This is a genomic window from Pseudonocardia oceanicola (genome assembly GCF_047200735.1).
In the GTDB taxonomy this organism is placed as follows: Bacteria; Actinomycetota; Actinomycetes; order Mycobacteriales; family Pseudonocardiaceae; genus Pseudonocardia.
In genome coordinates this window covers 72,748-92,698 of the sequence record NZ_JBJZON010000022.1, presented here as the reverse complement: position 1 = coordinate 92,698, position 19,951 = coordinate 72,748, and the positions used below count along the sequence as shown (strand labels likewise).

Here is a 19,951-nt window from a genome sequence, read left to right as displayed (position 1 = left end):
TGCTGACGGCCCGGAGCTGACGTGCCGGAGCTGCCCGAGGTCGAGGTGGTCCGGCGCGGCCTCGCCGACCACGTCCTCGACCGCACCATCGCCGAGGTCACCGTCGGGCACCCGCGCGCGGTGCGGCGCCACGCGGCCGGCGGCGAGGACTTCGCGGCCCGGCTGAAGGGCCGCGCGATCACCGCCGCCCGGCGCCGCGGGAAGTACCTCTGGCTCGAGCTCGACACCGCGGGCCCGGGCGACGACGCGATCCTCGCCCACCTCGGGATGAGCGGTCAGATGCTCGTCGCCGCCCCGGACCGTCCGGACGAGAAGCACCTGCGGATCCGGCTGCGGTTCGACGACGAGGGCCCCGAGCTGCGGTTCGTCGACCAGCGGACCTTCGGCGGCCTGTCGGTGCACCCGCTCGCCGAGGGCACGGGTGGTGGCCTGCTGCCCGAACCCGTCGCCCATATCGGGCGCGACCCGATGGACCCCCTCTTCTCGCTCGACGCCGCGGTGGCGGCCGTGCGCCGGCGCCGCACCGAGCTCAAGCGCGCGCTGCTCGACCAGACGATCGTGTCCGGGATCGGCAACATCTATGCCGACGAGGCGCTGTGGCGCGCACGGCTGCACGGCGCCCGGCCCACGGAGAAGCTGACCCGTGCGCAGGGGGTCACCGTGCTCGGGGCGGCCGCCGAGGTGATGGCGGATGCCCTCGAGCAGGGCGGTACGTCGTTCGACGCGCTGTACGTCAACGTGAACGGCGCCTCGGGCTACTTCGAGCGGTCCCTGAACGTCTACGGCCGTACGGACGAGCCCTGCCGCCGCTGCGGCTCGCCGATCCGCCGCGAGGCGTTCATGAACCGCAGCTCCTTCACCTGCCCGCGCTGCCAGCCGCGGCCGCGGGCCCCTCGCCGAGCGGCCCGCACCGCTCCATCCCGGCCGCCGTTCGGCCCTTGACCGGGCCGCACGCCGGGCGAAGGGTGGACGACTTCCCGGGCGACGAGGAGGCCCCGCCATGAGTCAGCCAGTCACCGACCCGACGTTCTACCGCTCCGCCGCCGAGGCCGCCGCCGCTGCGCCCGAGGGCCTGGCCTACGTCGTGGCGTTCGACAGGTCCGCCTCGCGGCCGGACGCGATGGCGGTCGTCGACGTCGACCCGGAGGCGGCGAGCTACGGCCGGGTCGTCGGCTGGACCGACATGCCCGGCACGGGCGACGAGCTGCACCACTTCGGCTGGAACGCCTGCTCCTCGGCCCTCGCCCACGCCGGGCACGACACGAACGGCCTGGCGCGGCGGTTCCTGCTGGTCCCCGGGCTGCGGTCGTCGAACATCCACGTCCTCGACACGGTGCCGGACCCGCGGACCCCGCGGGTGGTCCGCACGGTCGCGGCGAAGGAGCTGTCCGAGGCCGCCGGGTACTCGCGGCCGCACACGCTGCACTGCGGGCCCGACGGGGTGTTCCTCACCTGCATCGGCGGCCCGCTGGACGACCCCGACGGTCCCGGCGGGATCGCGCTGCTCGACCACTCGACCTTCGACGTGGTCCGGGCATGGGAGACCGACCGCGGCCCGCAGCGGCTGGCCTACGACGCGTGGTGGCACCTGAACCGCAACGTCCTGATCTCGAGCGAGTGGGGCCATCCGTCGATGATCGAGGACGGGCTGGTGCCCGAGCTGCTCCTCGGCGGCGAGTACGGGCACGCCATCCACGTCTGGGACCTGCAGGAGGGACGCCACCTGCAGCGGCTCGACCTCGGCGCGCAGCACCAGATGGCGCTCGAGGTCCGGCCGTCCCACGATCCCGAGGCGACCTGGGGCTTCGTGGGCGTCGTGATCTCGACCGAGGACCTGTCCGGTTCGATCTGGCGGTGGTTCCTCGACGGGGACGAGTGGCGGGTCGAGAAGGTCGTCTCCATCCCGGCCGAGCCGGCCGACCCGGACGCGCTCCCGCCGGCCCTGCAGCCCTTCTCCGCGGTGCCGCCGCTGATCACCGACATCGACCTCTCCGTCGACGACCGGTACCTCTACGTCTCCTGCTGGGGCACCGGGGAGCTGAAGCAGTACGACGTCGGCGACCCCGCCCACCCGCGCGAGGTGGGCTCGGTCCGGCTCGGCGGCATCGTCGGGCGGAACCCGCACCCCGCCGCGCCCGAGCTGCCGCTGGCCGGGGCGCCGCAGATGGTCGAGGTCAGCCGGGACGGGCGCCGGGTGTACTTCACCAACTCGCTCTACGGCGCCTGGGACGACCAGTTCTACCCCGACGGCGTGGGGGCGTGGATGGCGAAGGCCGACGTCGGGCCGGACGGCGGGATGACCCTCGACCCACGCTTCTTCCCGCACGGCGACGAGTTCCGCGGCCTGCGCGTGCACCAGGTCCGGCTGCAGGGCGGGGACGCCTCGTCGGACTCCTACTGCTACCGGTAGCGCTCACCGCGGCGTGAGCCGGAGGTCGGCCGCGCCGGGCACCGCCGAGCGCACGTCGACCGACACACCGTTGACACCGATCACGGCGCCGGCGCCGGCGGTGAGCCGCACCGAGGACTCGCCGCCGGAGGCCGACGTGCGCATGCCGGCGCAGGGTCCGGAGCACCTGGTGCTGACCTGCCCGCCGGGCACGACCGCGACGAGCTCGATCCCGTCGGCGTCGACGGCCAGCACCCGGAGCTCCGACACCCCCGTGTCCGCCGCGATCGGGATCGTCGCGGGCCCGTCCACCCGGATCTCGCAGGACCCGCGAGCGCAGTCCGCGAGCGCGTCCTCCTCGGCCGGCGGGGCGACGGCGCCCGGTGCGGTCGGCGCGGCCCGGGTCGTCGGAGCGGGGGACGCGGTCGTGGGCGCGGGTGCCGTGCACCCCGTGGCGAGCGCGAGCGCGAGCGCCAGCGCCGGGGCGAGCAGCACGACCGGCGCCCGACGGGCGCGCGGGGACGAGAGCGGGTCCATGGAGGCCCTCCGTTCGCGGGGTCGCGGGTCGCGGCCGCCGGACCGCGGTCGACGGACCGGGGCAGGGCCGGACCGTCGGGCCGGATCGGGAGGCGGGCGCGAGACCCGGGCAGTGCGCACGCGCGGCGGGGGCAGGGCCGGCGGCACCGCGGCAGCGGCGTCCGCGCGGAGAGTAGCGGCTCCGTGGCGGTCGCGGGAGGGGCCGCCCCGTCGTGCCGCCGACCCCGGGTAGGTGGCCGTGCGCAATGCGTTGTTCTACGTATGGCGGGTCCCCGCGGGGGCGAGTTAACGTCGTCGCCGTCTCCTGATCCGGCCGCCCCGCGGCCGACGACGGAGGTTCCCGACCGCCCCTGACTCCGGCGGACCGATCAGTTCTCGGCCGTGCGTGAGGGGGGCGACGTCATGGGTGTGCGCGGTTCGTGGCGAGCGTCGTCGGACGGGCGTCCCGGTGCGCCGGGGGAGCCCGGCGGCCGCGTGACGGTGCCCGGGGCCCCCGACTGCCCGGCGTTGGGCATGGCGCGGACCGGGGCCCCGGACCCCCGGCGCAGCGGCGCCGATCCCGCGGACCTGACCGCGCTGGTCGAGGCGCTGCTGGCGGACGCGACCGGTGACCTCGGTGAGGCGGGCTGGACCCTGCACCGCGGCGCCACCTGGTGCACCGCCACGCCCACCGGTCGCCGCCCGCGGGACGCCGGCTGGAAGCTGCACCTCTCGGCCACGCCGCGCACGGCCCGCGCCGTGCTGACCGGGATCGTCCCCTGCCTGGCCGCGCACCGGGTCGCCTTCAAGTTCGCCCCGGACCTCGCCGCGGTGCGTGCGCTCGGCAGCCGCGAGTGCGACCGGGCGCAGGCCGGGAAGGTCGTCACCGTCTACCCCTGCGACGACGACGAGTTCGTCGCGCTGGCGGCCGAGCTCGACGCCGCGACCCGCGGCCTGACCGGACCGCGCATCCTCTCCGACCGTGCGTATCGCCCGGGCGGCCTGGTGCACTACCGCTACGGCGCCTTCGACAGTCCCGCGCAGCTGACCGTCGACGGTCTGTACCGCGGGGTGCTGCTGACGCCGGAGGGCGTCGCGGTGGCGGACCCGCGCGAGCCCCGCTACACCCCGCCCGCCTGGGTGAGCTGCCCGCTGTCGCGGGACGGCGTGTCGGAGGAGGCGCCGGCCGCCCCGCGGGCGGTCCTGCTCGGCGACCGCTTCGCCGTGCGTGCCGCCCTGCGGCACTCCACCAAGGGTGGGGTCTACCTCGCCGACGACACCACGCACGGGGGGACCGTCGTGGTCAAGCAGGGCCGGGCGCACGCCGAGGCCGACGGGTCCGGCCGGGACGCCCGCGATGCGATCCGCCAGGAGGCCGACATGCTGCGCCGGCTGGAGCCGACCGGGCTCGTGCCCCGGCTGCTCGCCACCTTCGCGCAGGACGGCGACGAGTTCCTGGTCGAGGAGCACCTCGAGCGGGCCCCGCTGGCGGCCTGGACGGCCGCGCGGTGCCGGCCCGGCCGCGGGGTGCCGGCCGGCGAGGCGGTGGCGGTGGCCCGGCGCTTGGCCGAGCTGCTGGCGCAGGTGCACGGGCGCGGTGTCGTGCTGCGCGACCTCAGCCCCACGAACGTCCTGGTCGACTCCGGGGGCCTGCCCGCCGTCGTCGACCTCGAGCTGGCCGCGCCCGTCGGGACGCCGGCCCGGCGCGGTGGCACGCCCGGCTACCGCGCGCCCGAGCACGACGGGCCCGGCCCCGACCCGGCCGCCACCTTCGCCGAGGACCGCTTCGCGCTGGGCTGCCTGTTCTTCCTGCTGGCCACCGGCAGCGACCCGGTGCTGCCCGCCGATCGCCCGCACGGTGCCTCGCCGCGGTCGCCGCGGCTGCTGGCGTGGCTCGACGCCGTCGCCCGCGACCACGAGGCGGCCCGCGCGCTGCGCCCCGCGATCGCCGGCCTGCTGGCCGACGACCCCCGCGACCGCGTCCCGCTCGCGACGGTCCGGTACCTGCTCCGGCCGGACGCGGCCCCGACAACTCCCCGCCGTCCCCGGCCCGCCCCCGACCGCGGCCGGCTCGTGCGCGACGGGCTCGCCCACCTGCTCACGACGATGACCCCGGACCGGACCGACCGGCTGTGGCCGGCCGGCCGCGGCGCGGCCTTCGACCCGGCCGCGGTGCAGCACGGCGCCGCGGGGGTCCTGGACACGCTCACCGCCGCGCTCGCCGGCCCCGGTGCCGCGGGCGGGCGGCCCGAAGGGCTCCGGGACGCGGTCGCGACCGTCGCCGCCTGGCTGCACCGGCGCGCGGCCGCGGAACCCCGACGGCTCCCGGGGCTGTACTTCGGCCGCTCCGGCACCGCGTGGGCGCTGCACGACGCGGGTGCCGCCCTCGGTGACCCGGACCTGGCCGCCGCCGGCGTCCGGATGGCGGCCGGGGTCCCGACGGCCCGCCCGGTCAACCCCGACGTGGCCCACGGGCTGGCGGGCGCCGGGCTGACCGCCCTGCACCTGTGGTCGGTCACCGGGGCCGACGCCCTGCTGAACCGGGCCCGCCGCTGCGCCGACGACCTGGTGACCGCCGCCGAGCGGAGCGACGACGTGGTGCTCTGGCCGGTGCCGCCCGAGCTGGACTCCGAGCTCGCCGGGGTGCGGCACTACGGCTTCGCCCACGGCGTCGCGGGTATCGGCTACTTCCTGCTGGCGGCGGGCGCCGCGACCGGCGACGGCCGGATCTCGGAGCTCGCGCTGGCGGCGGCGGACACCCTGTGCGACGCGGCGGTCCTCGACGACGGCGCCGCCTGGTGGCCCGCGGCTCCGGGCGGGACCGAGCGCCAGGTGCACTGGTGCAACGGGTCGTCGGGGGCCGGGACCTTCCTGCTCCGGGCCTGGCGGATCTCACGCCGGGAGCGCTACGCCGAGCTGGCCGCGGCGGCCGCGGTCGCCGTGCACCGGGCCCGCTGGGCGTCGCTGCCCTCGGCCTGTCACGGCCTGGCCGGCAACGGTGAGTTCCTGCTCGACGCCGCCGCGATGCTCGACGATCCTCGGCCGCGGCGGTGGGCCGAGGACCTCGCCGAGGCCGCGGCGCTGCGGCACTGTCGGCGCGACGGTCGGCTGCTCGTCGCGGACGAGACGGGCCGGGACGTCGTCGCCGAGGCCGGCACCGGGCTCGCCGGCGTGCTCCGCTTCCTGCTCCGGCTCGAGCGGGGCGGGGCCCGCGCCTGGATGGTCGACGAGGTGGTCGACCGGCCGGTCCCGTCGGTCCCGTCGGCCCCGTCGGTCCCGTCGGCCCTGTCGTCGGCCGCGTCGGCGCCGCCCGCTGCCCGCCCCCCGGGCCGCCTCGGCTTCCGGTTCTCCCCGTCCGGCCGCCACGGCGCGTGCCTGGTGGGCCGCGGAGGCCGGTACCGGGTGGAGGCGTGGTCGTTCGATCCGCCCCGCTCCCGCCCCGTGCCCGCCGAGCAACCCGAGACCCGCTGGACCCAGCCGCTCCCGCTCGACGACGGGAGCCTGCTGGTCACCCGCCCGATCGACGCCCGACACCACCTCACGCTGATCGCCCCGGACGGCACGGCGCGGCTCCTCGCCGTGGTCGACGCGCAGGGGTTGCGGCTCGTCGCCGGCCCGGGCACCGCGGCTGCCGGATCCTCCGGCGGGCCACCGGCGTGGGCGTTCAGCACCGAGCGGGACGGGAGCACGCGTCTCTGGCGAATCGGTGCGGACGGTCCGGTCGAGGTGAGCCGGGTGCTCGGCCTCGTCCCGAGCAGCGCCTGGCTCGACCCGGCGGGCCGCTCGCTGGCCGTCGGCTGCCTGACCGAGGGACGGATGCGGCCGTTGGTGATCGACACGCTCGACGGGTCGACGCGGCCGTTGTCGGACCGGGCCGACGAGGGGGTGCGCCCGCTCCTGTGCGCCCCGGCGACCGGGCTGCTGGTCGTCGGTCGGGGCGCGGACCGGCTCGGCTGGGCCGCCGATCTCGGGCGCGGTCCGCTCGCCTTCCCCGACGTGCTGCGCAGCACGGAGGAGCGCCGGGTGTGGCCGCTCGCCCTGGATCCCCGGGGGCGGCGGGTGCTCCTGCAGCTCGACGAGCCCTGCCGGGCCCGCCTCGCGATCTATCACCCGGGCGCCGACGAGCTCGTGCCCGTCCCGGCGCCGCCCGGCGTGATCGGCGGCTCGGCGCACTGGGGCGAGGACGCCCTCCGGTTCCCGTTCACCGGACCGGCCTCGCCGCCCGGGCTGGCCGAGCTGGCCCCGCCGACGAGCGGCCGGTTCGCCCTGCATCCCGGTGGCGAGGACGACTGCCCGCGGGTTCCCCTGGCACCGGTGGGACACACCGTCCTCCCCGGCCCGGCGGGGCCGATCGAGGCGGTGGTCCACGGGGACCGGGCCACCGCGCACGCGGTGCTGCTCGCCCTGCACGGCGGCCCGATCGGGGCCTGGCGGCTGTCCTACAACCCGTTGCTGCACGAGCTCGCCGAGGCGGGGCTGCTGGTCGTCGCGCCGAACCTGCGCGGCGGGTCGGGCCCCGGGCCCCGCGACGAGCGCACCGGCCGGGGCGCCTGGGGCGGCCCGGACCTGGCCGACCTGCTCGCCCTCGCCCGCGACCTGGCCGCCACGACCGGGGCACCGCTGCGCCTGCTCGGGGCGAGCTACGGGGCGTTCCTCGCGCTGCTGGCCGCCGGGATCGAGCCCGGCCTGTGGTCGCACGTCGTCGCGGCGGCCCCGTTCGCCTCGGCGCGCCGGCTGTACCCGGAGGCCGGGCCCGCCGTCCGGGCGATGATCGACCGGCTCGACGGACTGGCGCCGGTCGAGGACGGGCCGGGGGAGCGCGACGTGACGCGCTTCGCCCCGAGGGTCACCGCCCGCGTCCTGCTCGCCCACGGCACCGCGGACGACGTGGTCCCCGTCTCCCAGGCGCGCGCCGTCCGCGACGCCCTGCGCGCCGCCGGGGCCGCGCCGCGCTACCTCGAATACCCCGGCGCGGGGCACGGCGTGCTGGAGGACGCGGCTGCTCCCGATCTGCCGCGGACCGTGCTGGCCTTCCTGGCCGCCGGCCCCGGCCCGACAACTTGCCGCGACCGCGGCGAGACCCGTCCCGACGGTGAGAGGGGGTGAAGGGATGGAGGTGACCCGGGAAATCGTGGCACTGGAGACGTTGCCGGAGAGCATGCCGACCGCGCTCTGTGGCGACTTCGGCTACGACATCGTCGTCGAGGTGAACGTCGTCGCCTGCTACTACACCTGCAACGTCACGAACATCAACGAGGCGTGACGCGAACCCTCGCCGTCGGAGCGAGGACGACATCCAGAAAGGGATGAAGCACATGTACACGACGAACGTCGACGCCCTGCAGCAGCTGTCCGAGGGGCAGGCCACCGGCCTGGACTTCGACTGGGAGGACGTCGTCTACCAGACCAACCGGGTCGACTGCTACGTCACCTGCAACATCACCAACATCAACGACGTGGGATGACACATCGGCCGCTCGCGGCCGGTTGCTGAACGAGGCGTGTGCGAGGGCGCCGTCACCGCCCTCGCATACGCCTCCAGCATTCCATCGCCCCGCCCGCGGCGATCGGCCACCGTCCGCCGCCATCCCCGACCGGGCACCGGTCCGGTCCGACTCCGGGAGCGCCCATGCGCCGATCCTCGACGGAGCCCACCGAGCCCACCGAGCCCACCGGGCCCACCGAGCCCACCGAGCCCACCGAGCCCGCCGAGCCCACCGAGCCCGCCGGGCCCGCCGCCTCCCGGCTGCTGTGGGCCGCGGCCCGCCACACCTCCGCCACCACCGCGATCGTGGCCGCGGCCGCCGTCCTGGCCGCGGCGAGCTCCCTCCTCGCGCCCGCAGCCCTGGCCGCGGCCGTCGACTCCGTGCTCGCACCGCGGACCGGCGCCGGTCCGTCCGCGGCCGTGGTGCTCCTGCTCGCGGTCGTGGCCACCGGGGTGGCCTCCGCCGCTCTCGGTGCGCTGGCCACGACCACGGGGGTCGCCCAGAGCACCGCGTGGCTCCGCCGCCGGGGCGTGGCGGGCCTGCTCGCCCGTGGCTTCTCCGGGTCCGCAGACATCCCGGCCGGTGACGCGACCGCCCGCCTCACCGGGATCGCGGCGGCCGCCGGACGTGTGCCGGCGATGACCGTCGGGGTGCTGACCGGGCTGCTGGTCGCGCTGGTCGCGCTCGTCGCGCTCGCCCTCGTCGACGTGTGGACCGCGGCGGCGGTGCTGACGCTGGTGCCCGTGGGCGTCCTGCTCGCCCGCCGGTTCGCCCGCCGGACCGTCGACGCCTTCACCGACTACCAGCAGACCCAGGCCGCGGTCGTGGCCCGGCTCACCGACGCGCTCGCGGGGCGCCGGACCATCCGCGCGAGTGGCACCGTCGAGGCCGAGATCGCCCGGGTGCTCGCCCCACTCCCCGCCCTGCGTGCGGCGGGCGCGCGATTCTGGGCGCAGCAACGCGATCTCGGCTGGTCCTTCGCCCTGCTCGCCCCGGTGGTGCGGATCGTCGTGCTGGCGGTGGCCGGCCTCGGCGTGGCACAGGGGCGGTTGACCGTCGGGGCCGCGGTCGCCGCCGTCGGCTACGCCGAGCTCGTCCTCAACGGGGCACGGGCGGTGGACACCGTCCTGGAGATCGCGCAGTGCCGCGCCGCCGCGGCCCGGCTCGCCGCGATCGTCGACGGGCCCGCCGCGGCCCCGGCACCCGGGCCGCGACAGCCCGGCCCGGCGAGCGGTCCCGGTCGCGCCCGGCTGTCCGGCGTGACCGTCCGGCTCGGCGGTCGCACCGTCCTGGAGGACGTGAACCTGTTGCTGGTGCCGGGGGGCTGCACCGCGGTCGTCGGCGCGTCCGGCGCGGGCAAGACCGTGCTGGTCGGGCTGCTCGGCGGGCTGTACCGCCCGGACGAGGGGGTCGTGCTGGTCGACGGCCGCCCGATCACCGAGCTCGACGCGGCCACCCTCCGGCGTACCGTCGCCTACGCCTTCGAACGCCCCGCGCTGCCCGGTGCCACCCTCGCCGAGGCGATCGGGTACGGCCGCCCGGACGCGGACGAGTGGACGATCGCCGCTGCGGCTCGTGCCGCCCGCGCCGACCGGTTCGTGGACATGCTCCCGCTCGGGTACGACACACCGCCGGTCGACGCCCCGCTCTCCGGTGGCGAACTGCAGCGGCTCGGCCTGGCCCGGGCGGTGGCCCAGGACGCGCGCATCACGGCCGTCGACGACGCCACCGCGAGCCTCGACAGCGCCACGGAGGCCGAGGTCGAGCAGGCGCTGGCGACGGTGCTGCAGGGGCGCACGCGAGTGATCGTCACCCGGAAGGCGGCGACCGCGGCGGCCGCGGACCGGGTCGTCTGGCTGCACGAGGGCCGGGTCCGCGCCCACGCCCCGCACGCCGAGCTGTGGACGGACCCGGAGTACCGGGCCCTGTTCGTGTCCGCCGGCGCCATGGTCCCGGTGACGTCGTGAGCGGTGCGGCAGCGCCCGTCCCCGGGCGGACCACCCCGGCCGCCCTGCTGCGCGGGGGGATGCACGGCACGCGCGGGGCCTGGGTCGGACTCATCGGGTTCAGCGCCTGCGAGGCGGTGCCGGCCGTCCTGACCGGACGCCTGGTGGCCACCGCGCTCGACGACGGCTTCCTCGCCGACCGGCCGCGACTCGGGGTGGCCCTGCTGGGCGGGCTCCTCGTCCTGGCACTGTGCGGGGCCCTGGCCACCCGGCAGATCCTGCCGCGGGTGGCCCGCATCGCCGAGGCCCAGCGCGACCACCTCGTTCGCCACGTCGTGACCGCGACCCTCCACCGCGCCGTCACCGGCACCGGCCCGGGACACGACGGCGGCGACGCCGCCGCCGTCGCCCGGCTGACCGGGCAGGTGGAGAGCGTGCGGCTCACCGGCGCGGCCCTGCTGCGCACGGCCCGGGGGGCCGCCGTCGGGATCGTGGCGGGCGTGGCCGGCCTCGCCCTGCTCTCCCCGGTGCTGCTCGCCCTCGTGCTGCCGCCGCTGGTGGCGGCGCTGCTCCTCTACGGCCGGCTGCTGCGGCCCCTGGCCCGCCGCCAACGGCGCACCGTCCTGGCCGAGGAGGCCATCGCCACCGAGGCGGCCGGCGTCCTCTTCGGCCTGCGCGACGTGCTGGCCTGCCAGGCCGGGGACCGCGCCGCGGACGTCCTGCACGAGCGCATCGACGAGCAGGTCGCCGCCACCCGCGCCCTCGGGCGCGCCTCCGTGCTGCGGGTCCTGGTCGTCGCGCTCGGTGCCCAGGTGCCGCTGGCGGCACTGCTGCTGGCCGGGCCCCTGCTCGTCGGCGACGGGCTGCTGACGGCCGGCGAGCTCGTCGGGGCGACGAGCTACCTGCTCGTGTCGCTCGGCCCGGCGCTCTCGTCGCTCGTGCACGTCGTGGGGAGCATGGCGCTGCAGCTGGCCGTGACCGTGCGGCGACTGGCGGAGCTCGGGGCTCCGACCGGCGGGTCCGGCGGCGGAGCAGGCCCGGAGCCGGACACCGTGCCGACGCCGCGCCCGCCCGCACGGTCCGCGGAGCCCGCCTGGTCGCGGCGCCGGCATGCTCCCGCGCGGCGGCTGATCGGTGTCCCGCCCGTGCGGGCCGACGTCCGGGCCCGCGGGCTGACCTTCGCCTACGGTCCGCACTCCGCCGCCGTCGTCGACGACCTGGACCTGGACCTCGCCGACGGCGAGCACCTGGCGGTCGTGGGGCCCAGCGGCGGCGGCAAGTCCACGCTCACCCTGCTCCTCGCCGGGCTGCTGGAGCCCGCGCGCGGCGAGGTGCGGCTGGGCGGCACCCGGCTCGACGCCCTGCACCCCCGGGTCCGGCACGCGGCGATCACGCTGGTGCCCCAGCAGGCCTACCTGTTCCGGGGCACCGTGGCGGAGAACCTCGGCTATCTCACGCCCTTCACCGACCCGGCCGCCATGCGGCGCAGTGTCGGCGCGGTGGGGGCCGAGGAACTGGTGGAGGGCCTCGGCGGTTACGACGGGGTGGTCGTCCCGGGGGAGCTCTCGGCCGGGCAGCGCCAGCTCCTCGCACTGGCCAGGGCCCATCTGTCGCGGGCCAGGTTCTGCATCCTCGACGAGGCCTGCTGCCACCTCGACCCCGCTGCCGAGCAGGTCGCCGAGCGGGCGTTCCGGGAGCGCGGCGGGACGGTGCTGGTCGTGGCCCACCGGATGTCCTCGGCCGCGCGCGCGGACCGCGTCCTGCTGCTCGACGGCACCCGCGCAGGCCTCGGGACGTACGCCGACCTCGCCGACCTCGCCGGCCCGGCGCCCGCCCGCGCCGCGACCGTCGGGCCCGGCAACGCAGCATCGGCCGGTGCGGGGACGAACCGGTCGGGCGAAAGCGTGTCACCCTGCGTGGTGACACGCCACCGAACGGACGGCGCGGAGCGAACCGGTCTGGTTCACTGACGCCCGTCATCACGGGATGGTCACGATCCCCGCGGTCGCGTGCCGCAGCCCGTCGGCCGACGGAGGGCCCATGGTCGAACCGACCACCACCCGCGGCGCCCCGCCCACCCGGCGCGGCGGAGCGACGTGACCGCGGGCGGCGGGCCTCCGTCCGTGTGGGCCCGGATCGTCGACATCGCCGAGCGGCGCGGCTCGCCCGCGGTCGCGCCCGAGGACGTCTGCCGCGCCTGCGCCGAGGACCTGGCCGTCGACGGGGTCGCCCTGGTCGCGGTCAGCCCGCGCGGGCGCCAGCTGGTCGCCGCCACGGACCCCGGCAGCCGCGCCGTCGAGGAGTGGCAACAGGTCAACGGGCGGGGTCCGGCGGTGGACGCGATCGAGGGCGGCACCGTGGTGGTCGACGACGTCGCGGAGGCGCCGGACGCCGTGTTCGCCGAGGTCGCGGCGCAGGCCGGCGTCGGGGCGCTCGCCGCGCTCCCGGTCCGGCTCGGGGGGGTGGTGGTCGGCGCCCTGACCCTGGTCCGCGCCGCGCCGGGTGCGTTCGCGGCGAAGACCCTCGCGACGGCCGCCGCCTTCGCGGACGCGGCCGGGGCGGTGTTGCTCGACGGGGTGGACCAGGGCGGGGTGGACCAGGGCGGGGTGGACCAGGGCGGGACGGACCGCCGCGCCGGGGCCGACGCGGCCGCGGCACCGGTTCCCGGTGTGCGGGACGCGGACCAGGCCGTCGTGCTGCAGGCGGCGGGGATGGTCGCGGTCCAGCTCGGGGTGGACGTCGACGAGGGGCGGCGGCGGCTGGGCGCCTACGCCGCCGAGCACGGCACGACGGTCGGCGAGGTCGCCCGCGCCGTCGTCACCCGCAGACTGCGCATGGGACCGGGATCGGCGCGGTGAGCCCGTGCTCGTCGGGGCCCGCCGGCGAGTCGACGATCGTGGCCGCGAGGCCGTGCACGGTGCGGCGGTAGCGCCGGGCGTGGGCCCGGAGCCGCTCGAAGGCCTCGTGCGGGTCGACGCGCAGTCGCTCGGCCAGGATCCCCTTCGCCTGCTCGACGACGATGCGTCGGTCGAGGGCCTCCTGGAGCTGCCGGGCGAGCACCTCGTGGTGGCGGCGGGACCGCTGCTGGAGGATCCCGACCGCCGCCGCCGACGCCAGCGTCTCCAGGGCTGCCGCCGATCCGGGGGTCGGCGCCCGGCCGTCGCGCAGGAACAGGCTCACCGTGCCCACCCCGACGTCGTGGCGGCGCAGCGGCACGGCGTGCACCCCGCGGAAACCCGCCCCGCCGACGGCCGCGGCGAACGCCGGCCAGCGCGAGCTCATCGCGCTCAGGTCGCCCACGTGCACCGTCCGGCCCGACCGGTAACAGGCCAACGTGGGCCCCTCGCCGTACCGGGCCTGCACCGCGTGCAGCATCCGCCCCGCGGGGTCGCTCGCGCCGGCGAACCGCAGTTCGCGCTGCTGCGCGAGCGCCACCGCGGTGCATCCGCACCCGGTCAGCTCACCGGTGCGACGTGCGAGCCGCTCGGCGAACTCGCTCTCGTCGAACCGGCTGCCCAGCGTGTCCGCGAACTCCAGACAGGCACACGCGAGCGACAGTTCGTCCCACATCGGTCCCCCCGACGACGACACCGCCCTGGGCGCGTGGCGCCTCCGCGCGCTTGCTTGACTACTCGGCGGACACGCCCCGGACGTTTCGTTCGCGGGCACCCGAAAAATGCCCCTGACCTGGAGGAGATCGTCTCCGGCCGCGGTGGTCACCGACCTAGAGCCAGCCGCGGCGCTTGAAATAGGCGTAGAGGAGCAGGCCGAGCCCCAGCATCAGGCCGATGGCGAAGGGGTAGCCGTACTGCCAGGCCAGTTCCGGCATGTGGGCGAAGTTCATCCCGTACACCCCGGCCACGATCGTCGGGGCGAAGGCGATCGCCGCCCAGGACGACACCTTCTTCATCTGCTCGTTCTGGACGTACCCCGCCTCGGTCAGCCGGGTCATCTCGTCGTTCTGCCGCTGCGCGACGAGCGTGGAGTTCACCGTCAGGATGTTCGCGAGCAGATCGCGCAGGCCCTGCGTGCGCTCGCGGACCCGGGTGGCGTGATCCTGCACGTCGCGGATGAGCCGGCGCAGCTCGAGGTCCGGGGTGGTGCTCTGCTTGCCGAAGCGGGTGCGCAGCTCGTCGAAGATCTCGGCGAGCGGGTCGACCGCCCGCTGGAACTCGATGACCTCGCGGGTGAGCTGGTAGATGCGCCGGGAGACGGCGGGGTCTGCGTTCCAGACCTGGCTCTCGATCTGGTCGACGTCGTCCTGCAACCCGTCGAGCACCGGCCCGTAGTCGTCGACGACCTTGTCCAGCACGGCGTAGAACACCGCGAACGGGCCGTGCGCCATCAGGTCCGGGTCCTGCTCCAGCCGCTGGCGCACCTCGGCGAGGTCCGGCTCCTCGGCGTGCCGCACCGTGATCACGAAGTCGGGGCCGAGGAAGAGGTGGATCTCGCCGAGCTCGACCTCCTCCTGCTCGTCGACGTAGCGGGCCGGGCGGAGCACACCGAACTCGGTGTGGCCGTAACGCTCCAGCTTGGGCCGCTGGTGGCCGTGCAGGGTGTCCTCGACGGCGAGCTCGTGCAGCCCGAACTCGTCCTCGATCTCCTTGATGTCGTCGGGGCCCGGCCGGAGCATCCCGATCCAGCAGAAGGTCTTCGCGCCGTCCTCGCAGCGCTGCAGGGTCTCCACGGTCCGGTCGAGGGACGCGGGTTCCTCGGCCCGCCGGCCGTCGACGTACACCGCGTTGTCCACGACGGACACCCCGGACACCTCCCACTCGCGACTTCCACCGGAGGGTACGTGGTCAGCGGCCGAAGTCCTGCGTCCAGTAGTACCCGTCGGTGGCGAGCCCGACACCGACGGTGGCGAGCGAGCAGTCCTCGATGTTGCGACGGTGGCCGGGGGAGTCCAGCCAGGCCTCGACGACGCTCTGCGCGGTGCGCTGGCCCCGTGCGATGTTCTCGGCGCCGGGGGAGGGGTGACCGGCGGCGGCGATGCGGTCGGCGAAAGTGCGGCCGTCGGGGCTGTCGTGGTCGAAGTAGCCCCGGATGGCCATGTCGTCGCTGTGGGCCTGGGCGGCGCGGGTGATCCGCGGGTCGATCGTGAGGGCGCCACAGCCGGCCGCGGCCCGGGCCCGGTTGGTCAGCGCGACGACCTCGGCCACGGGCCCGGAGGCGGCCGGGGGCGGGGCGGTGGTCGGCGCCGGCCGGGTGGTCGTCGGCTCCGGCCGCCGGGTCGTGGTGGTGGGTGGGGCGGACGTCGTGGTGGGTGGTGCCGTCGTGGTCGTCGCCGGTGGCGCCGCGACGGGGACGGGCGGGCCGGGGGACGGGGCGGTCCTCGGGGTGGGCCCGGCCGTGGGCGTGACCGTGCGCGTCGCCCGGGGCTCGGCGGTGGCGGCGCCGGCGAGCGCGACGGACCAGGCGTCGGGCACGACCGCCGTGACGCCGAGGGCCGCGAGCAGCGCCCCGAGGGCGAGCCCGGCCAGGAGGGGGAGCGCCCGCATGCGGGGCACCGGACCGGTCACGGCCCGGTAACGTAGCAGGGCGATGAGCAGCAACGACGATTCGACCGTTCGGCTCACCGCCTGGGTGCGGGGGCGCGTGCAGGGCGTGGGTTTCCGCTGGTGGACGCGCTCTCGCGCGCTGGAGCTCGGGCTCGTCGGGCAGGCCCGCAACCTGGCCGACGGGCGGGTGGCCGTGGTCGCGGAGGGTGACCGGGGGCGGTGTGAGCGGCTGCTGGGCCTGCTGCGCGGCGGGGAGACGCCCGGGTGGGTCGAGGAGGTCGTGGAGCAGTGGGGCGAGCCGAAGGGCGGGTTCGACGGGTTCGTCGAGGCCTGACGGGCGGCCCGGCCCCGGCCCCGCCACGGGCCGGGGACCGTCGGTGCCGGCCGGTACGCTCCGCTCACCCCGAGACACCCCGGAGACCGCCGCCGTGCACCTCAAGAGCCTGACGCTGAAGGGCTTCAAGTCCTTCGCCTCGGCCACGACGCTGCGCCTGGAACCGGGGATCACCTGTGTCGTGGGGCCGAACGGCTCGGGCAAGTCCAACGTCGTCGACGCGATCAGCTGGGTGCTCGGCGAGCAGGGGGCCAAGGCCCTGCGCGGCGGGAAGATGGAGGACGTGATCTTCGCCGGCACGTCCGGGCGGCAGCCGCTGGGGCGCGCGGAGGTCACGCTCACCATCGACAACTCCGACGGCGCCCTGCCGATCGAGTACTCCGAGGTGTCGATCACCCGGCGGATGTTCCGGGACGGCGCCGGCGAGTACGAGATCAACGGCAACTCCTGCCGGCTGCTGGACATCCAGGAGCTCCTCTCGGACTCCGGCATCGGCCGCGAGATGCACGTGGTGGTCGGGCAGGGCCAGCTCGACGCCATCCTGCGGTCGAAGCCCGAGGAGCGGCGCGCCTACGTCGAGGAGGCCGCCGGCGTCCTCAAGCACCGCAAGCGCAAGGAGAAGGCGCTCCGCAAGCTCGACGCGATGCAGGCCAACCTGACGCGGCTCACCGACCTCACCTCGGAGCTGCGCCGCCAGCTCAAGCCGTTGGGCCGACAGGCCGAGATCGCGCGCAAGGCGCAGCAGGTGCAGGCCGAGCTGCGGGACGCGCGGATCCGGCTCGCGGCGGACGACATCGTCACCCTGCGGGACGCGCTCGCCCGCGAGGAGGCCGACGAACAGCAGGCCCGCCGGCGACGGGCCGAGATCGCCGAGCAGCTCGACGTGGCCCGCGCGCGGCAGGGCGAACTGGAGGAGGCGCTGGCGGCGGACGCGCCGCGGTTGCAGCGCGCACAGGACACCTGGTACGCGCTGTCCTCGCTGGCCGAGCGGTTGCGCGGCACCGTGCGGCTGGCCGAGGAGCGTGCCCGGCACCTGGCCTCCGCCGAGGCCGAGCGCACCCCGGGCCGGGACCCGGACGAGCTGGAGGCCGAGGCCGAGCTCGTCGCCGAGCAGGAGGAGGAGCTGGTCGCGGCCGTCGTCGAGGCCCGGCAGCGGCTCGCCGAGGTGCTGGAGGAGCGCGCCGAGCACGAGCGCACCCTGCAGGCCGCCGAGCGCGCGCACATGGCGGCGGTCCGGGCGATCGCCGACCGCAGGGCCGGGCTCGCCACCCTCGCGGGCAAGGCCGAGGCCCTGCGCAGCGGCGCGGCCGCCACCGCCGAGGAGATCGAGCGGCTGTCCGAGGCACTCGGCGAGGCCGAGGCCCGCATCGTCACCGCGGCCGAGGAGCTCGAGGCCGCGCGCGAGGAGCTCGGTGTGCTCGACGAGGCAGGCTCCGGCGAGTCCGCCGCGCGGGTGGAGGCCGCCGCGGAGGCCCAGGAGTCCGCGGCCGCGCGGGTCCGCGAGCTCGTCGCGCAGGAGCGGGAGCTGGAGCAGCGGCGGGCGCACTGGCGGGCCCGGGTCGACGCGCTGTCGGTGGGTCTCGCCCGCAAGGACGGCAGCGGGGCGCTGCTGTCGGGGGAGCGGGACGGGGTCGTGGGCGCCGTCGCGGAGCTGCTGGAGGTCGAGCCCGCGGCCCGGACCGCGATCGCGGCCGTGCTCGGGGAGCTGGCCGAGGGGGTCGCGGTGCAGACCGCGGGCGCGGCGGTCGAGGCGCTGCGGGAGCTGCGGTCGGGGGACCACGGGTCCGCGGCGCTGCTGGTCGGCGCGGCCGGGGACGGCGCGGCTGCTGCCGGCGGCACGGGGACCGCGACGGGCGCGGGCCTCGTCGGTCTCTCCGAGGCCCGACCCGGCCGTGACCACGCCGGGGCGGCGCCGGTCGGGCGGTGGGCGACGGAGGCGGTGCGCGCCCCCGCGGGGCTGGCGCCCGCCCTCGCCTCGCTGCTGGACCGCGTCGTGCTGGTCGACGACCTCGAGTCGGGGCGGACCGTGGCGGAGGCCGGGCTCGTCGCCGTCACGACCGAGGGCGACGTGCTCGAGGAGTTCCGGGCGCGCGGCGGGTCCGGCGGTGGGTCGAGCGCGCTGGAGGTGCAGGCCGCCGTCGACGAGGCGGTCGCCGCACGGGACGCGACCGACGTCGAGCTCACGCGGCTGCGCCCGGCCCTGGACGGCGCGCGGGCGGAGGAGGCCGCGCGCAAGGCCGACCTCGAGGCCGCGACGGCCGAACGCCGGGCCGCGGAGCAGCGGCGCGCCGCGGCGGGCAACCAGCTCGGCCGGCTGGAGCAGGTCGTGCGCTCGGCCGAGCAGGAGGCGCAGCGGCTGCGCCAGCGGCGGGACGCGGTGGAGGCCAAGCGGTCGGAGTCGCTGCTCGCGCTCGAGGCCGCGGAGCAGCAGCTGTCGGTGGCCGAGGGCGAGCCGGTCGACGACGAGCCGGACACCGAGGTCCGCGACACCGCCGCGGAGAAGCTCGCCGAGGCCCGGTCCGAGGAGGTCGAGTGCCGGCTCGCGCTGCGCACCGCCGAGGAGCGGGCCCGGGCGATCGCCGGCAGGGCCGACTCGCTGCGCCGGCAGGCGTCGTCGGAGCGGCAGGCCCGCGCCCGGGCCGCGGCCGCGCGGCGGGAGCGGGAGCGCAACGCCGCGGTCGCCGACCTGGTGGTCGGGGCGGGGGTGCGGGCACTGGAGCGGATCGAGGTCTCGCTGGGCGCCGCGGCCGCGGAGCGGGACGACGTCGCCGCCGCCCGGGCCGAGCGGGAGGCCGCGCTGACCGAGGCCCGGGCCGCCACCGGGCGGCTGTCCGCGCTGCTCGACAAGCTGGTCGACGCCGTGCACCGGGACGAGGTGGCCCGCGCCCAGTCCCGGCTGCGGCTGGAGCAGCTCACCGAGAAGGCGCTGGCCGACCACGGCATCGCGGTCGACGACCTGGTCGCCGAGTACGGCCCGTCGGTCGGGGTGCCGCCGTCGCCGGCCGAGGTCGCGGAGTACGAGGCGGCGAAGGAGCGGGGCGAGGAGGTCGTCGCCCCGCCGGCGATGCCCTACGACCGCGCCGCCCAGGAGCGCCGGGCCAAGCGCGCCGAGAAGGACCTCGCCCTGCTGGGCAAGGTCAACCCGCTCGCACTCGAGGAGTTCGCCGCGCTCGAGGAGCGGTACACCTTCCTGTCCACCCAGCTCGAGGACCTCAAGAACACCCGCCGTGACCTGCTCACCGTGGTCCGCGAGGTCGACGACAAGATCCTCGAGGTCTTCACCCAGGCGTACACGGACGTCGCGCGCGAGTTCGAGACGGTGTTCGCCACCCTGTTCCCGGGCGGCGACGGACGGCTGGTGCTCACCGACCCGTCGGACATGCTGACCACCGGCATCGAGGTGGAGGCGCGCCCGCCGGGCAAGAAGGTCAAGCGGCTGTCCCTGCTCTCCGGGGGCGAGCGCTCGCTGACCGCGATGGCGCTGCTGGTGGCGATCTTCCGGGCCCGGCCCTCGCCCTTCTACGTGCTCGACGAGATCGAGGCCGCCCTCGACGACGCCAACCTCCGCCGGCTCATCTCGCTGATGGAGGAGCTGCGCGCCACCTCGCAGCTCATCGTCATCACGCACCAGAAGCCGACCATGGAGGTCGCGGACGCCCTCTACGGCGTCTCGATGCGGGGGGACGGCATCACCACCGTCATCTCGCAGCGGCTGCGCCCGGCCTCCTGAGCTTTCGCGGGAGTCGTCTCCCCGCGGCGGCCGCCGCGGTTCGCGTCGA

Annotated in this window: 14 protein-coding genes; 10 read left to right on the top strand and 4 right to left on the bottom strand. The window is 76.8% G+C overall.

Going from position 1 to position 19,951, the window contains the following annotated elements; translation table 11 throughout:
• Positions 1-21: 21 nt before the first annotated feature.
• Together mutM and ACL02T_RS26145 are read left to right on the top strand one after the other, a co-directional pair.
• Positions 22-942, top strand: coding sequence for a bifunctional DNA-formamidopyrimidine glycosylase/DNA-(apurinic or apyrimidinic site) lyase (mutM, locus tag ACL02T_RS26150; RefSeq protein ID WP_412833420.1), 921 nt, complete (start codon positions 22-24; stop codon positions 940-942).
• 58 nt (positions 943-1,000) lie between these two features.
• On the top strand, positions 1,001-2,410 hold the full coding sequence (locus tag ACL02T_RS26145) for a selenium-binding protein SBP56-related protein (protein ID WP_412833419.1): 1,410 nt from the start codon (positions 1,001-1,003) through the stop codon (positions 2,408-2,410).
• Positions 2,411-2,413: 3 nt separating this feature from the next.
• Here the strand turns inward: ACL02T_RS26145 and ACL02T_RS26140 are convergent, their stop codons facing one another.
• Positions 2,414-2,926 carry a hypothetical protein gene (locus ACL02T_RS26140; protein WP_412833418.1) on the bottom strand — a complete coding sequence of 171 codons (513 nt, stop codon included), beginning with the start codon at positions 2,924-2,926 and terminating at the stop codon, positions 2,414-2,416.
• 474 nt (positions 2,927-3,400) lie between these two features.
• On the opposite strand from ACL02T_RS26140, the gene lanL reads away from it, so the two are divergent.
• The 6 genes from lanL to ACL02T_RS26110 all read left to right on the top strand — a co-directional run bounded on the left by lanL (position 3,401) and on the right by ACL02T_RS26110 (position 13,195).
• Entirely contained in the window at positions 3,401-8,011 is a 4,611-nt protein-coding gene (lanL, locus tag ACL02T_RS26135) for a class IV lanthionine synthetase LanL (RefSeq protein ID WP_412833417.1), read from the top strand.
• 10 nt (positions 8,012-8,021) lie between these two features.
• Positions 8,022-8,168: a hypothetical protein gene (locus tag ACL02T_RS26130; protein ID WP_412833416.1), complete on the top strand. Its 147-nt coding sequence runs from the start codon at positions 8,022-8,024 to the stop codon at positions 8,166-8,168.
• A 52-nt stretch (positions 8,169-8,220) separates the two neighbouring features.
• Positions 8,221-8,370: a hypothetical protein gene (locus ACL02T_RS26125; RefSeq protein WP_412833415.1), complete on the top strand. Its 150-nt coding sequence runs from the start codon at positions 8,221-8,223 to the stop codon at positions 8,368-8,370.
• 164 nt (positions 8,371-8,534) lie between these two features.
• Positions 8,535-10,358, top strand: a complete 1,824-nt coding sequence (locus tag ACL02T_RS26120; protein WP_412833414.1) for an ATP-binding cassette domain-containing protein — start codon at positions 8,535-8,537, stop codon at positions 10,356-10,358.
• Positions 10,355-12,307 carry an ATP-binding cassette domain-containing protein gene (locus tag ACL02T_RS26115; protein ID WP_412833413.1) on the top strand — a complete coding sequence of 651 codons (1,953 nt, stop codon included), beginning with the start codon at positions 10,355-10,357 and terminating at the stop codon, positions 12,305-12,307. Before ACL02T_RS26120 ends, ACL02T_RS26115 begins: the two co-directional genes overlap by 4 nt.
• 126 nt (positions 12,308-12,433) lie before the next feature.
• Positions 12,434-13,195, top strand: coding sequence for a GAF domain-containing protein (locus tag ACL02T_RS26110; protein WP_412833412.1), 762 nt, complete (start codon positions 12,434-12,436; stop codon positions 13,193-13,195).
• Here the strand turns inward: ACL02T_RS26110 and ACL02T_RS26105 are convergent.
• From ACL02T_RS26105 to ACL02T_RS26095, 3 genes are all read right to left on the bottom strand, one after another.
• Positions 13,155-13,907, bottom strand: a complete 753-nt coding sequence (locus ACL02T_RS26105; RefSeq protein ID WP_412833411.1) for an ANTAR domain-containing protein — start codon at positions 13,905-13,907, stop codon at positions 13,155-13,157. The two genes, ACL02T_RS26110 and ACL02T_RS26105, sit on opposite strands and share 41 nt — an antisense overlap.
• Positions 13,908-14,061: 154 nt before the next feature.
• On the bottom strand, positions 14,062-15,096 hold the full coding sequence (locus tag ACL02T_RS26100) for a magnesium and cobalt transport protein CorA (protein WP_412833410.1): 1,035 nt from the start codon (positions 15,094-15,096) through the stop codon (positions 14,062-14,064).
• 43 nt (positions 15,097-15,139) lie between these two features.
• On the bottom strand, positions 15,140-15,859 hold the full coding sequence (locus tag ACL02T_RS26095; RefSeq protein ID WP_412833409.1) for a CAP domain-containing protein: 720 nt from the start codon (positions 15,857-15,859) through the stop codon (positions 15,140-15,142).
• Between the two features lie 22 nt (positions 15,860-15,881).
• On the opposite strand from ACL02T_RS26095, the gene ACL02T_RS26090 reads away from it, so the two are divergent.
• Positions 15,882-16,172 carry an acylphosphatase gene (locus ACL02T_RS26090; RefSeq protein ID WP_412833408.1) on the top strand — a complete coding sequence of 97 codons (291 nt, stop codon included), beginning with the start codon at positions 15,882-15,884 and terminating at the stop codon, positions 16,170-16,172.
• A 94-nt stretch (positions 16,173-16,266) separates the two neighbouring features.
• Positions 16,267-19,902: a chromosome segregation protein SMC gene (smc, locus tag ACL02T_RS26085; protein ID WP_412833407.1), complete on the top strand. Its 3,636-nt coding sequence runs from the start codon at positions 16,267-16,269 to the stop codon at positions 19,900-19,902.
• Positions 19,903-19,951 lie beyond the last annotated feature (49 nt).

Coding starts and splice junctions, on each gene's coding strand:
- ACL02T_RS26145 (WP_412833419.1), top strand. CDS start 1,001: ATGAGTCAGCCAGTCACCGACCCGACGTTCTACCGCTCCGCCGCCGAG.
- ACL02T_RS26140 (WP_412833418.1), bottom strand. CDS start 2,926: ATGGACCCGCTCTCGTCCCCGCGCGCCCGTCGGGCGCCGGTCGTGCTG.
- ACL02T_RS26125 (WP_412833415.1), top strand. CDS start 8,221: ATGTACACGACGAACGTCGACGCCCTGCAGCAGCTGTCCGAGGGGCAG.
- ACL02T_RS26120 (WP_412833414.1), top strand. CDS start 8,535: ATGCGCCGATCCTCGACGGAGCCCACCGAGCCCACCGAGCCCACCGGG.
- ACL02T_RS26105 (WP_412833411.1), bottom strand. CDS start 13,907: ATGTGGGACGAACTGTCGCTCGCGTGTGCCTGTCTGGAGTTCGCGGAC.
- ACL02T_RS26090 (WP_412833408.1), top strand. CDS start 15,882: ATGAGCAGCAACGACGATTCGACCGTTCGGCTCACCGCCTGGGTGCGG.